The 14117-nt window shown below is 63.6% G+C and carries 9 protein-coding genes; 1 reads left to right on the top strand and 8 read right to left on the bottom strand.

Annotated elements, in window-relative coordinates; translation table 11 throughout:
• Positions 1–21: 21 nt before the first annotated feature.
• The 4 genes from C8D04_RS00695 to C8D04_RS00680 form a co-directional block, all read right to left on the bottom strand.
• Positions 22–2529 carry an EAL domain-containing protein gene (locus tag C8D04_RS00695; RefSeq protein WP_233521220.1) on the bottom strand — a complete coding sequence of 836 codons (2508 nt, stop codon included), beginning with the start codon at positions 2527–2529 and terminating at the stop codon, positions 22–24.
• Positions 2530–2582: 53 nt separating this feature from the next.
• Positions 2583–5510 carry an aconitate hydratase gene (locus C8D04_RS00690; protein ID WP_116003144.1) on the bottom strand — a complete coding sequence of 976 codons (2928 nt, stop codon included), beginning with the start codon at positions 5508–5510 and terminating at the stop codon, positions 2583–2585.
• Between the two features lie 468 nt (positions 5511–5978).
• Positions 5979–6266 carry an H-NS histone family protein gene (locus C8D04_RS00685; RefSeq protein ID WP_116005928.1) on the bottom strand — a complete coding sequence of 96 codons (288 nt, stop codon included), beginning with the start codon at positions 6264–6266 and terminating at the stop codon, positions 5979–5981.
• Between the two features lie 116 nt (positions 6267–6382).
• Positions 6383–7681: a hemolysin family protein gene (locus C8D04_RS00680; protein WP_116003143.1), complete on the bottom strand. Its 1299-nt coding sequence runs from the start codon at positions 7679–7681 to the stop codon at positions 6383–6385.
• 24 nt (positions 7682–7705) lie between these two features.
• On the opposite strand from C8D04_RS00680, the gene C8D04_RS00675 reads away from it, so the two are divergent.
• Positions 7706–8545, top strand: coding sequence for a symmetrical bis(5'-nucleosyl)-tetraphosphatase (locus C8D04_RS00675; protein WP_116003142.1), 840 nt, complete (start codon positions 7706–7708; stop codon positions 8543–8545).
• Between the two features lie 79 nt (positions 8546–8624).
• Here the strand turns inward: C8D04_RS00675 and C8D04_RS00670 are convergent, their stop codons facing one another.
• From C8D04_RS00670 to dcd, 4 genes are all read right to left on the bottom strand, one after another.
• Positions 8625–10091 (bottom strand): DEAD/DEAH box helicase, encoded by a 1467-nt coding sequence (locus C8D04_RS00670; RefSeq protein ID WP_116003141.1) that lies wholly within the window; start codon positions 10089–10091, stop codon positions 8625–8627.
• 147 nt (positions 10092–10238) lie between these two features.
• Positions 10239–12425: a SulP family inorganic anion transporter gene (locus C8D04_RS00665; RefSeq protein WP_116003140.1), complete on the bottom strand. Its 2187-nt coding sequence runs from the start codon at positions 12423–12425 to the stop codon at positions 10239–10241.
• A gap of 46 nt (positions 12426–12471) precedes the next feature.
• On the bottom strand, positions 12472–13341 hold the full coding sequence (locus C8D04_RS00660; RefSeq protein WP_116003139.1) for a neutral zinc metallopeptidase: 870 nt from the start codon (positions 13339–13341) through the stop codon (positions 12472–12474).
• A 153-nt stretch (positions 13342–13494) separates the two neighbouring features.
• Positions 13495–14067: a dCTP deaminase gene (dcd, locus tag C8D04_RS00655; protein WP_116003138.1), complete on the bottom strand. Its 573-nt coding sequence runs from the start codon at positions 14065–14067 to the stop codon at positions 13495–13497.
• Positions 14068–14117 lie beyond the last annotated feature (50 nt).

Below are 14117 nucleotides of genomic sequence, written 5' to 3'. Positions count from 1 at the left end.
CAAGGCCATGCCCAAGTCCGCTCAAAACCCGGGCTCGAAATGCGGCGACGGATGGCGGCAGTGCTCCAGCTCGAACACCTCCACCGGCACAGGCCGCCCAAACAAAAACCCCTGGAACTGCTCGCAGCCATGCAGCCGCAAGAACCCTAGCTGCCCCGCCGTCTCCACCCCTTCGGCCACCACGTCCAGGTCCAGGCTTTGCGCCAGCGCCAGGATGGTGCGCACGATGGCCGCGTCGTTCGGGTCGGTCAGCACGTCGCGCACGAAGCCCCGGTCGATCTTGACCTGGTCCAGCGGCAGGCGCTTGAGGTAGCCCAGGCTCGAATACCCGGTGCCAAAGTCGTCCAGCGCAAAGCCCACGCCTTCGCGCTTGAGTTGCACCATGCGCTCGATGGTGTCGTCCATGTCGCCCAGCAACAGGCTTTCGGTCAGTTCGAGTTTCAGGCGCTTGGGGTTGGCGCCGGTCTCGCGCAGGGTGTGCAAGACTTGCGCGGCAAAGTCGGGCTGGCGAAATTGCCGGGCGCTGACGTTGACGGCAATGCTCAGGTGGGCGGTTGCCTGCTGGGCGGCCCAGCGCACGAGTTGCTGGCAGGCGGTGTGCAGGATGTGCTGGCCCAGCGGCAGGATGAGGCCGGTCTGCTCGGCCAGGGGGATGAATTCCATCGGTGCGATGGCGCCGCGCTCGGGGTGGTTCCAGCGCGCCAGGGCTTCGGCGCCTTTGACGTGGCCGTGGTGGTCGACCACGGCCTGGTAGTGCACGAAGAGTTCGCCGCGCTGCAGGCCCTGGCGCAGGTCGGCTTCCAGGCTGGAGCGCTCGTGCAGGGCTTGCTGCATGCCAGGGTCGAAGAAGCGGTGGGTGTTGCGCCCGGCGGCCTTGGCTTCGTACATGGCCAGGTCGGCGCGCTTGAGCAGTTCGTCCACGCTCTGGCGTTCCTGGCCAAAGAGGGTCAGGCCGATGCTGGGGGTGCTGTAGTGCTGCTGGCCTGCCAGCTCAAAGGGGTTGTTCAGGGCCAAAAGCAGTTTGCGTGCCACGGCTTCGGCCTGGCGGGCGGCGTGGTCGGTGTCGGTGTCCAGGCCTTCGAGCAGGATGACGAATTCGTCGCCGCCAAAGCGCGCCACGGTGTCGCATTCGCGCACGCTGGCCGAGAGGCGGGCGGCCACTTGCGTGAGGAGCTGGTCGCCCATGTCGTGGCCCAGGGTGTCGTTGAGGTCTTTGAAGTTGTCCAGGTCGATGAACAGCAGGGCGCCGTGATGGTGGGTGCGCTGGCTGCTGAGCACCAGGCGGTGCAGGCGGTCGAGCAGCAGGCGGCGGTTGGGCAGCTGGGTGAGGGCGTCGTAGAAGGCCAGGCGTTCGATTTCCTGGGCAGCACGCTTGCGGTCGGTGATATCGCGCGAGACCCCCAGGACCCCGGTGGCGCGGCCCGCAAGGTCCCGAATGGGCGTCTTGATGGTTTCGAACTGCCCCACATACCCGTCGGCGGCAAAGGTGACCGTTTCCTCGAACACCAGGGGTTGCCAGGCCTGCAGGGCGCGCAGGTCGTTTTGAATCACGGTTTCCGCCAGGGCCGGGGGCATCAGCTCGGCATCCGTGCGGCCCAGGATCTCCTGGGCGGGGCGTCCAATGAACCGCTCAAACACCGGGTTGCAGGCCAGGTAAACACCTTGTGCGTCCTTGAGGAACACCACATCGGGCATGGCCTGGATCAGGCTGGTCAACAGCATTCTTTGCTGCGAAAGCGCTTGCTGTGTCCGCTTGAGTTCAGTCAGGTCATAGGCAAACAGCACGATGGCGGCCACGGCCCCCTGGGCGGTGCGCTCGGGCACCAAGGTGGTGTGGCGAAAACGCACTTCGCCATCGAGGCGGTCGATGCGGTTCTCGAACACCACAGTCTCGCCGTTCAAGGCGCGCTGCATAAACGGCAGCATGCGTTCCATCAGGCCCGGTGTGATGAACTCGGGCATGCGCCGCCCAATCATCTGCTCCACCGTGGTGTCGACCCAGTGGGCCTGCGTATCGTTGGCGTACAGAATCTCCAGGTCAAGCCCGATGCGGGCCACGGCGCCCGGCAGGTGGCGCAGCACACCGGCCAGCTGGTTTTCGTAGGCGCGGGTGACCGCCTCGGCGCGGATTTGTTCGGTGATGTCGGTGAGCAGCCCATCCCAGATCACACCGCCCTGACCCCAGGCGCGCGGCGTACAAGCCATACGCACCCAGCACACCTCGCCGTCTATCCGGCGAAAACGCGCCTGGGTCTCAAAGGCGCACAGCTCTTGATAGGACCGTTCTCCCAGGGCGACGAAGGCAGGAAAGTCTTCGGGCAGGATGCACTGGTACAACGTGGCGGCATCGCGCAGCACATCCTCTGCCTTGACGCCCACAATGGCTTCGATCGCCTCGCCCATGTAGGCGAAATAGCGCCGACCTTCAGCATCGCGCACCAACTGAAAAATGACGCTACCCGGCAGATTGCGCCCCAGGGCCTGCAGGCGCCGCTCGGACTCATGCAGGCGCTCGCGCAGCAGCTGCAACTCCAGCGCATGTTCCGGCGTGGGGGCGTAGTCGGCCATGGGGTTGCAATGGCTCAGGCAGCCAGCAACTGGCGCAGCACATAGGGCAGGATGCCACCCGCCCGGTAGTAGTCCACCTCAATGGGGGTGTCGATACGCAGCGTGACAGTCACCGTCTGGCGCTGGCCGTCGGCGCGGCGGATGAGCAGCGTGGCATCGCTTTGCGGTGTAAGGGCTGCGTCAGGCACGATATCGATCAGTTCGTTGCCCGTGAGGCCCAGCGACTCCCAGGTGTCCTTCCCTTTGAACTGCAGCGGCAGTACGCCCATGCCCACCAGGTTGGAGCGGTGAATGCGCTCAAAACTGCGCGCCACCACGGCCTTGATACCCAACAGCTGCGTACCCTTGGCGGCCCAGTCGCGGCTCGACCCCGTTCCATATTCTTCGCCGGCAAACACGACGGTGGGCGTGCCCTGCGCCATGTACTGCATGGCGGCGTCAAAAATAGACATCTTCTCGCCCTGCAAGGCGCCCTCACTCTGGAACACGGTGACGCCACCCTCCTCGCGCGAGCCGTCCACAGTCGGCGGGATCATCAGGTTCTTGATGCGCACATTGGCAAACGTGCCGCGCATCATCACATCGTGGTTGCCACGGCGCGAGCCGTAGCTGTTGAAGTCCTGCTTGTGCACGCCATGCTGCAGCAACCACTGGCCCGCAGGCGAGCTTTCCTTGATGGAGCCTGCAGGCGAGATGTGGTCGGTGGTGATGGAGTCACCAAACAGTGCCATGGTGCGTGCGCTTCGCACTGAAAAATCCACATCTTTCTGGCCTGAAACGCTCGCCTGATCTGCGGAAGAAGCTCCGTTTTCCATAGCAAAATCAGCAAAAAACGGGGGTTCTGCGATGTAGGTGCTGGAAGGCCAGGTGTAGGCCGTGCCACTCACGCCCTTGATCTTGCCCCACAGCTTGCCGGGTTCAGTGGCCACTTTGGCGTAGTTTGCGCGGAAGGCCTTGCCCTTCATGGCGTACTTCATCAGGGCCTGGATTTCATCGCTGGTGGGCCAGATGTCGCCCAGGTACACATCACGCCCACCCTTGCCTTTGCCCACGGGCTCGGTCATCAGGTCTTTCAATACGGTGCCCGCAATGGCGTAGGCCACCACCAGCGGAGGGCTGGCCAGAAAATTGGCCTTGATGTTGGGGTGGATGCGCGCCTCGAAATTGCGGTTGCCTGAGAGCACAGCGGCGCACACCAGGTCGTTGCGCGCAATCGCCTCATTGAGCTCGGGCGTGAGGTCGCCAGAATTGCCGATGCAGGTCGTGCAGCCATAACCGGCCAGCGCGAAACCCAGCTTTTCAAGATAGGGCAAAAGGCCGGTTTCGGTGAGGTACTCGGTCACGATGCGCGAACCCGGCGCCAGCGAGGTCTTGATGTGCGGCTGCACCCTGAGCCCGGCCTCCACCGCTTTCTTGGCCAGCAAACCGGCTGCCAGCAACACACTAGGGTTGGAGGTGTTGGTGCAACTGGTGATGGCGGCAATCAGCACGTCACCATTGCCCACAGAGGGGCCGCCTCCATTGGTCAAAACTGCAGCCCGCACAGCGGTATGGGCCGTAGCCAACGTGGGCTTGTTGCCCTCCATCTCCACCACCGAGCGGGGAGCGCCTGCCGGCGTGGGTTTGCTATCGGGGGCTTCCCCGGCCTCGATCGCGTCACCCCGCTGAAGGTGCCAGCGTGTGTGCAGCAACGCAGCCGGACGGTTGAAGCCGTTTTGCGCATTGGGCTTGCTGAACAGATCGACAAACTGTGTGCTGACCTTGCCCAGCTCGATGCGGTCTTGCGGGCGCTTGGGGCCAGCCAGACTGGGCGTTACGGCGCCCAGATCCAGCCGCACGACCTGCGAGTAATCCACCTCGCCCGCCAACGGCACGCCAAACAAGCCTTGCGCCTTGAAATAGGCCTCGAAAGCCTCGATCTCGCCCTTGGTACGGCCCGTGCCACGGAAGTAGTCCATGGTTTTCTCATCCACCGGAAAGAAACCCATGGTGGCTCCATATTCGGGAGCCATGTTGCCAATGGTGGCGCGATCGGGCAGCGAGAGGGTGCGCGTACCCGATCCAAAAAATTCAACAAACTTGCCCACCACCTTGTGCTGGCGCAGCAGCTCCGTCACGGTGAGCACCAGGTCGGTGGCGGTCACGCCTTCACGCAGCTGGCCGGTCAGCTCCATGCCCACGACATCAGGGGTCAGAAAGTACACCGGCTGGCCCAGCATGGCCGCCTCGGCCTCGATGCCGCCCACGCCCCAGCCCACCACGCCAATGCCGTTGATCATGGTGGTATGGCTGTCAGTGCCCACCAGGGTGTCGGGGTAGTACACCCCATCTTTGCGTTTGTGCACGCCGCGTGCCAGGTACTCCAGGTTGACCTGGTGCACGATGCCAAAGCCCGGGGGCACCACGCCAAAGGTATCGAAGGCCTGCATGCCCCATTTCATGAATTCATAGCGCTCGCGGTTGCGCTGGAATTCGAGCTTCATGTTCAGGTCGAGCGAGTTCTTCTTGCCATAGTGGTCCACCATGATGGAGTGGTCCACCACCAGATCCACGGGCACCAGGGGTTCGATCTTCTTGGGGTTCTTACCCAGACGCACGGCCACGCTGCGCATGGCAGCCAGGTCGGCGAGCAGCGGCACACCGGTGAAGTCCTGCAGCACCACACGCGAAACGACGAAGGGAATCTCGTCCTTGCGTTCGGCCACGGGCTGCCAAGTGGCCAGCTGCTGCACATGCTCGGCCGTGACCTTGCGACCATCGCAGTTGCGCAGCACCGATTCGAGCACGATGCGGATCGATACCGGCAGCCGCTTGATACCCGGGTACTTGCGCGCCAGTGCGGGCAATGAATACAACTGCCCCACTTTGCCCGAATCGGTCGTGAAACTCTTGAGCGTGGAAGCAAAGGCGTGGCGTGCCGGGCGTGGGGTTGCAAAGGCCATGGCGCTGACTCCTGAAATGCAGTGGTGGGGCCATTCTGGCATTCCCGTGCCCGAGTGCAATGGCCCAGCCATTTTCAGGGCTTATTTTTGATCCGCTGCACCTGCCATTTCGCCCGCATGGACACCACGCAAAGCCTTGCCCTCAGAAGCACAAAAAGACGGGCCCTTCAAAAACGAATCGATTGCCGCCCTGCAGACGCCACCCCGTTTACCAATACATGCGGGATTCATCTGGCGTGCGTTGACGCATACAGTGCCTCCGCTTTACTTGCGAAGTCAAAGCATCAGCTCTTAAAGAACCGCATCAGTGATCGCAAGTCAAAAATAGAACGCAGTGAGAGACTTGGCACAATGCATTCGTCCCCTCAATGCATGCCGTGGGGGTGGCGCTGATATCCAACAACGCAATACCATTTCCTGCAATGAATGTCTTGCGGCCAAATAAAAACCCGCCGAAGCGGGTTTTTATTAAATGGCGAATTGCGCCCGGTCCTGGTTTTGAATCCATTTAGGGGCCTTGCCACGCCCTGTCCAGGTTTGCCCAGTGGACGGATCGCGGTACTTGGGGGCTACCTTGGTACCACTGGAAGCGCTGCGCGCCCGTCCAGCGGGGAAGACATCCTGGGGCGTCAGATCAAACTCGGCGACCAATGCGCGCACCTGCGCAATGGCACCCGACAACTCCTGGCGTCGGGCTTCATTGATTTCATTTTCAAGGGCTTCGCGCTGCTTTAGGAGTTCTTTGTACTTGCTCATGGTGTTCATCAATGGGTAGGTGGAGGGGTAACGCGATTCATTATATACAGCATATTTATAATCTGCTGGCGCCGAAAGTAAAGCGTCAGAAAGAAACCCCTGGATATTGAAAACACCTATGCCGATGCAGATTCCTTGATGGCAAGCACCTTGTCGATGCGCTTGCCATCAAGGTCCAGCACCTCGAATATCCAGCCCGCACACGCAATGCGCTCGCCCACTTCAGGCAAACGTCCCGATTCAGCCATCAATAATCCCGCCAAGGTGTTATAGCGACCCCGGTCTTCTTCGGGAAGGTCGCGGATATCGAGCCGGGCTTTCAATTCAGCCACGGGCACCAGCCCTTCCAGCAACCATGAGCCATCCTCGCGCTGCACGGCCCAGGCATCGATGGCGGCACCGGGCTGTAATTCGCCGGTGATGGCTTCAAGCAGATCGCGCGGTGTCATGATCCCCTGCAGAACGCCGTATTCATCCACCACAAACACCATGCGACCCAAGCGGGCGCGAAACTGCTCCAGCAACTCCATGCCGCTGAGGGTTTCAGGCAGGAATATGGCAGGCTGCGCATAGTCGCCAATCTGCCCCTCGGATTGCAGGCCCAGCTCCAACAGCCGTGCAACGCTGATCACGCCCACCACATCGTCCAGCGAACTGCGACACACGGGGTACCACGAGTGCGACCCCTTGTCACCGGCCGCACTGGCCAGTTGCAAGGCCTGCGCCACGGTGTGGCTGGCATCGAGCCACTGCACATCGCTGCGCGGCACCATGATGGAAGTGAGCGGGCGGTCGTCGAGATGGAACACGTTCTGCACCATCTGGTGCTCGTGGTGCTCGATCACGCCCGCATCGCGCCCTTCGGCCAGGCTGGCGACGATTTCCTCCTCGGTCACTGCGCGCGCGGCGGCGTTGTCCACCCGCAGCACGGCCAGCACGCCCTGGGTGGACAGCGACAGCAATCGCACAAAAGGCTTGGCGATCCGGGCCACCCAGGTCATGGGACGGGCCACCAGACGCGCAACGGTTTCGGGGTACAGCTGACCGATGCGCTTGGGCACGAGCTCGCCAAATACGATGGTGATGAACGTGATGATGGTCACCACAAGGGCCGTGGCGGCAATACTGGCAGCCCCCTCGGCTGCGCCCAGGCCCTGCAGCCAGGCCGCCAGCTTGCTGCTGAACGCCGCCTCGCCAATGATGCCGTTGATCATGCCGATGGAGGTGATACCCACCTGGACCGACGACAGGAACTGCGTGGGGTTGTCCAGCAAGTCCAGCGCTGCCTGCGCCCCCTTGTCGCCGCTCTGCGCCATGGCGGCCAGGCGGGCCTTGCGGCTCGACGCCAGGGCAAGCTCCGACATGGCAAAGACACCGTTCAAAAGGGTCAGCAGCGCAATCAGCAGAAAATCCATGGATCAGAAGTTACAAAGTACACCATGGCACTTTACTGTATTGGGGACATCCAGGGCTGCGACCTTGCGCTGCAGCGCCTGCTCGATGGCATGGATTTCTCGCCCAGCCGCGACACCGTTTACCTGCTCGGCGATTTGGTCAACCGGGGGCCGCAGTCGGCCGCGGTGCTGCGCCGCTGCATTGCGGCCGATGGCGCACTGCGCAGCCTGCTGGGCAACCACGACCTGCACCTGCTGGCCACGGCCCATGGCGTGCGCACACCCTCGCGCCGCGACACGCTGGCCAATATCCTGCAGGCCGACGATAGCGACCGGCTGCTGGGCTGGCTGCGCCAGCAGCCCCTGGCGCGCCATCACCAGCATGGGGCCGAATCCTTGCTGATGGTGCATGCGGGGGTACTGCCCAGCTGGAGCGCCGCCGACACCCTGGCATTGGCCGACGAAGTGCACACGGTGCTGCGCGGGCCCGACCTGCCCGCCTTTTTGCGACAGATGTATGGCAACCAGCCCGACCACTGGGACGACGCGCTGACCGGCACCGACCGCCTGCGCGTGATCGTCAATGCGTTGACGCGATTGCGCTTTTGTTCCCCGCAAGGGGTCATGGATTTCGAGAGTGCAGAGAGCGCCTCCAGCCCGCCGCCGGGACTGGTGCCCTGGTTCGATGCCCCGGGCCGCCGCACGGCGGGCACGCTGCTGGCGTTTGGCCATTGGTCCACATTGGGGTGGCTCAACCGCAGCGACCTGCTGGGCATGGACACGGGCTGCGTATGGGGCGGCAGTTTGAGCGCCGTGCGCTTTGGCGCCACACTGGCCGACCGCGAACTGCTGCAGGTGCCCTGCCCGCAGGCACAGGTGCCCTGATGCCCTGCAGAAGCCGGGCACCTGAAACACTCTGTTTTTAATAGCTTGAAGCGCTTGATAGGTAAGCGCTGGAGACGTTTTAAGCCAAATTTTCCGCCGCGACATCAGGCGCTTTGAACAAGGCTGCCACCTTACGCTTGGGCTTGATGTTGGGCGAAATGCGGCCAGTGGTCACGCGCTCGGTCGCTTCCCAGGCGGGCTTGGCTTGTGCCGCCGATGTCTCGTAGGGCTTGTCAAAAAAGGGATCACGCGACACGGGGGCCGGGCGGAAGCCACCGCGCTGCACGCGCGGAGTGCGTTCGCGCTCTGGTGCTGCTGCACGACTGCCTTCTCTCTCCTCACCCTCGCGCCAGTGGCGGCGCCCGTCGTTGATGCGGCCTTGGCTGCGAATATTCGGCCGGTCCTCGTCGTATTCGAGGGCCTCGATATCGATCTTTTTCTTCAGCAGCTTCTCGATATCGGCCACCAGGCGCGCGTCACTGCCCGATACCAGCGTGACCGCAAGGCCAGAGGCCCCGGCACGGCCAGTGCGGCCGATGCGGTGCACATAGTCTTCGGCGTTGAACGGTACGTCAAAGTTGAAGACGGCCGGCACATCCTTGATGTCCAGACCACGCGCTGCCACGTCGGTGCAGACCAGCAGATCCACTTCGCCGCTCTTGAAGGCTTCCAGGGCCTTCAGGCGCTCGTCTTGGCTCTTGTCGCCGTGCAGTGCGGTGGTCTTGAGACCTTCGTGCTCCAAGCTGCGGGCCAGGCGTGCGCAGCCGAGCTTGCTGTTAACAAAGATGAAGGCCTGCTTGATGCCGCGCGTCTTGAGCACCTGGTGGATGGCGCGGCGCTTGTCGTCGTCACCAGCGCTGTAGAAGTGCTGTTCGACGGTGGAGGCGGTTTCGTTGGGCCGGGCGACCTCGATGGTCACCGGGTTTTGCAAATAGCTGCCCGCCAGGCGTTTGATTTCGGGCGAGAACGTGGCGCTGAACAAGAGCGTGGTGCGCTGTTTGGGCAGGTACGACAGGATGCGCTGCAGGTCGGGCAGAAAGCCGATGTCGAGCATGCGGTCGGCCTCGTCGAGCACCACGTATTCGACCTGGCCCAGCACCGCGTTCTTGGCCTCGATGTGGTCGAGCAGGCGTCCGGGCGTCGCTACCAAAACCTCCACGCCTTTTTTCAGCTCCAGCGTCTGGGGCTTCATGTCCATGCCGCCGAACACCACAGTGCTGCGCAGCTTGGTGTGCTTGGCGTACAGGGCAATTTGCTGGGCCACCTGGTCGGCCAGTTCGCGCGTGGGCAGCAGCACCAGCGCACGCACAGGGTGGCGGGCAGGAGAGGTGGAACTGTTCTCGTGCTTGAGCAGGCGCTGCAGCAGCGGCAGCGAGAAAGCCGCCGTTTTGCCGGTGCCCGTCTGGGCCGCGCCCATCACATCCTGGCCGGTCAGCACGACCGGGATGGCTTGCTCCTGGATGGGGGTCATGGACTCGTAGCCCATTTCGGCTACGGCGCGGGCCAGCGGCTCAGCCAGCGATAGATTGGAAAAAGAACTTGTCATTTAGCCTGCTATTGTCGCACTGCGAGGCGGAAATGGGGTTTTTTACGCCCAGGCGCTGACTCTCAGCAATACTTTGCGCCAGGGTTAGCTATAATTTCAATAGCTTGTTACGCTTTATTTTAGGGCATTTCAGGCTCTTTTCCCCTGTCACTCCAACACAGAGCGCAGCTGCCGTGTGGTCACGGCCAGGCGCCGTGCACCCATTTGGGCCAGGTTTTCCATGAGGATCAGTCCCGCTTCGGGATACTGGCGCGCCCAGCCGTCAAAGCGTTCGCGCGGCAGCCGCATCAACCGTGCGGCACCACGCTCGGCACCGGCACTGGCGCTGCGCTCGGCGCCATTGAGAAACGCCATCTCGCCAAACACCATGCCCGGCCCCACGGTGGCCAGGCGCAAGCCGCGTTCGGGCGGCCAGTGCGTGCACAGAGTGATGTGGCCCGACACCACCACCAGCAGGTCGCGATCCCGGTCTCCCGCATTGAACACCACGCCCTGCGCGGGCACCACATGGGGCAGCAGCAATGCTTCCAGGGCCAGACGGGCGTCGCGCTGCATGCCTTCACCAATTTCACCCAAGGGGTCGCTACCGCCGCGCGGTGTCCGTTGGTCCAGCGGGCGCTGGGCGAGGATCGCCACCTCAGCCCATTCGAGGGCGCGGTCCAGGTCCGCAAAAGCGCGCACACCTTCGCCCGCGTGCACCGCCGCCAGAGGATCGAGCGCGGCGATGGCGGCAGCGATGCCCTGTTGATCAAGGTCTCGCAACAGCGCTCGCAGCTGTGCCAGGGCGGTGCTATCCCAGGCAGGCACCCGGCCCGCATCCAGAATCACCCATCGGTGGCGCGGCAGCAGGCGCAGACGCACCTGCTCGGACATGTGCGCAGCCACACCAAACGACATGACGCCCTGCAATTCAAACACCGCCACCTGGTTCATGCGCGGGGTCACCCAACCGTCCGAAGCCGCGCGGCGCAGACGCCGCGAGCGCAGTTCGCCATCAAGCCGCACGTGGCGCAGCACCTTGGTAGCCGAATCGCGCAGCAACACAAAAGTGGCCACCACCAGGCCCGTGACCAACGCCACCACCCCGCCCATCACGGCAAACACCAGCGCCACCAGCCAGCTTTGCGCCCAGGTGGGACGCGAGTTGCGGGCGTACTGCGCCGACCACATCAAACGCGGCACCTGCATCAAGCCCGCCAGTACCAACCCGCCCGACAAGCAAGCCATGGGCACCCAGTGCAGCCACCAAGGCCCGGTCAGCGCTACGCCCAGCATGATGGCGGCATGCATGCGCGGGGCATTGCGCCCAGAGCCAGATTCGGTCAGCACGATGCGTGAGCGCGAAGCGCTGGTGGACGCCGGAATCATGCCGGCGAGCGCACACACCATGCCCAGCAGGCTCTCACGGCGCAAGGCCGCATTGGCATTGCCCCGCAGGCCGTGCTCAAGCTCCAGCTCCTGGTTGAAGATGAGGATTTCCAGGCTGTTGACCAAGGCCATCAGCAGCGCCAGCACCACCAGCGCCTGGCCGTGTTGCTGCGCCACGGCAATCCACGCAATCCCGGTCCAGTCGGGCCAGAGTGGCCCGGCAAAGGCGCTGGGCTGGGCCGCCGGAACAAACACCGCGTCCAGGCCCACACCCCACAACCCGGCCAGTGTGACGGCAAGCGCCACCACGGCCACCGCCGTCAGCAGACCCGGCGCACGGGGCCAGCGCCCGCGCAGCCACCAAGCCAGGCCCACCACCGCCAGCGCCGCCACGGCATGCCAGCCCATGCGCGCTTCGCTGAATGACCCGCTGCCAAAACCATTGGCCACCTGGCCCACGACCATCGACAGCCCCACCCCGGCGGCAAAGCCGTGCGTGACCGAAATGGGTAGAAAGCGTGCCACCGAGGCCATGCGCAGCACGCCCAGCAACCACTGAAAAACGAAGGCCAGCGCCACCGTAGCCCCACTGACCGCCAGCACCTGCCGTGCGCTCAGCCCCAGAGACGGTGCCGCGCCGTGGGCCGTGGCCAGTACGGCGGCAAACAGCAGCGCCACCACGGTGGTGGGCGCATACACCACGCCTGGGCGCGGTGCCGCCAAGGTCAGCAGCAACCCGGGCAGTGCGGCCGACCACAAAGCGAGCGCAGCCAAAGAATAGTCACCCGCCAGGGGTGCAAACGCCAGCAGCCCCAAACCCACAGCATGGGGCACGGTGACTGCCGCCGCCGACCAGGCAGCCGCCATGCCCGAGGGCGGCGGGGCGGGCCCTTGCGGCACCGCGGCTTCGACTGGCCCCTGGCCAGCACGGCGGCGGCGCAGGTGGCGGGCGATGGCACTGGGCATGGGTCGGCTGCGCTGCGTCAGAGCCTGTCCCGCATCGAACAGGTGCTCAAAGCGTGCGGGCCGCGAAGGTGTCGCAGGACTTCAGGTGGCCCTGCTGCAGCCCGGTGTTGAACCAGCGCTGGCGTTGCGCGCTGGTGCCGTGGGTAAAGCTGTCGGGCACCACGGCTCCGCCGCCCGCGCGCTGCAAAGCATCATCGCCAATTTTGGCTGCCGCGTTCATGGCTTCTTCGACATCGCCCTGCTCCAGAATCTGGCGCGCTTGCTGGGCGTGGTTTGCCCAGACTCCGGCAAAACAGTCGGCCTGCAACTCCAGCTTGACGGAGAGGCGGTTGTAGTCGGCCTGGCTGACACGCCCGCGCATCTGGTCCACCTTGGCGCTGATGCCCAGCAGGTTCTGCACATGGTGGCCCACCTCATGGGCAATCACGTAGGCCTGGGCAAAGTCACCCGGGGCGCCCAGGCGGTCTTTGAGCGTTTGATAAAAACCCAGGTCGATATACACCTTGCGATCGCCAGGACAATAAAACGGCCCCATCGCCGCCTGACCCGTGCCACAGGCCGTGGGCGTGGCGCCGCGAAACAGCACCAGCCGCGGCTGCTGGTAGTTGCTGCCCTGCTGGCGAAACACATCGGTCCACACATCCTCGGTATCGGCCAGCACCGTGGACACAAACCGCGCCATGGTGTCGTCCGCAGGCGGGCGCTGGGCCGGTGCCTGTTGCACCTGCGCAGGGTTGCCGCCGCTGAGCAGCCCCAGGAGGGTCATGGGGTTGATCCCCAGCACCCAGCCACCCAGGAGCGCAACGACGATGGTGCCAATGCCGATGCTGCGTCCGCCAAACACAGGCATGCCGCCGCCGCCCGAGCCACGCCGGTCTTCCACGTTGTCCGACTGGCGGTTACCTTCCCATTTCATGGCGTTCTCCTGGTGCTTCTTGTTGGACGGGTGGATTTTTTAAGAGCGGATCACAAAACTCAGCGAAGCGGTTCTGGCGAGGCGCTGTGTCGCAGGCAGTACGAGTCGCACGACAAGACGCGGCAACGACGCCAGCAGAGTTTTGTGGGCGCTTTAAGCACGGGGCAGGGTCACGCCATGCTGGCCCTGGTATTTGCCACCGCGGTCCTTGTACGAGACTTCGCAGACATCGTCCTTGTCGCTCTCGAAGAACAGCACCTGGGCGCAGCCTTCGCCCGCGTAAATCTTGGCCGGCAGCGGCGTGGTGTTGGAAAACTCCAGCGTCACATAACCCTCCCACTCGGGCTCGAACGGCGTGACGTTGACGATGATGCCGCAACGCGCGTAGGTGCTCTTGCCCAGGCAAATGGTCAGCACATTGCGTGGGATGCGGAAATACTCCATGGTGCGCGCCAACGCGAAGCTGTTGGGCGGAATGATGCAGCTCTCGCCATGGAAATCGACAAAACTCTTTTCGTCGAAATTCTTTGGATCGACCACCGTGCTGTGGATGTTGGTGAACACCTTGAATTCGGGCGCACAGCGGATGTCATAGCCATAGCTGCTGGTGCCGTAACTGATGATTTTCTTGCCATCGACTTCGCGCACCTGGCCGGGCTCGAAGGGTTCAATCATGCCGTGCTCGGACGCCATGCGGCGGATCCATTTATCGCTCTTGATGCTCATGCGGGAGGCTCCTCAACAATACTACTTATTTGATAGCTAGCAGCGCTTGA

Origin of the sequence: Simplicispira sp. 125 (genome assembly GCF_003096555.1) — a bacterium.
Lineage (GTDB): Bacteria > Pseudomonadota > Gammaproteobacteria > Burkholderiales > Burkholderiaceae_C > Simplicispira.
Note: the sequence above shows the minus strand (reverse complement) of the source record. Positions and strands in the feature narration are given on the sequence as shown.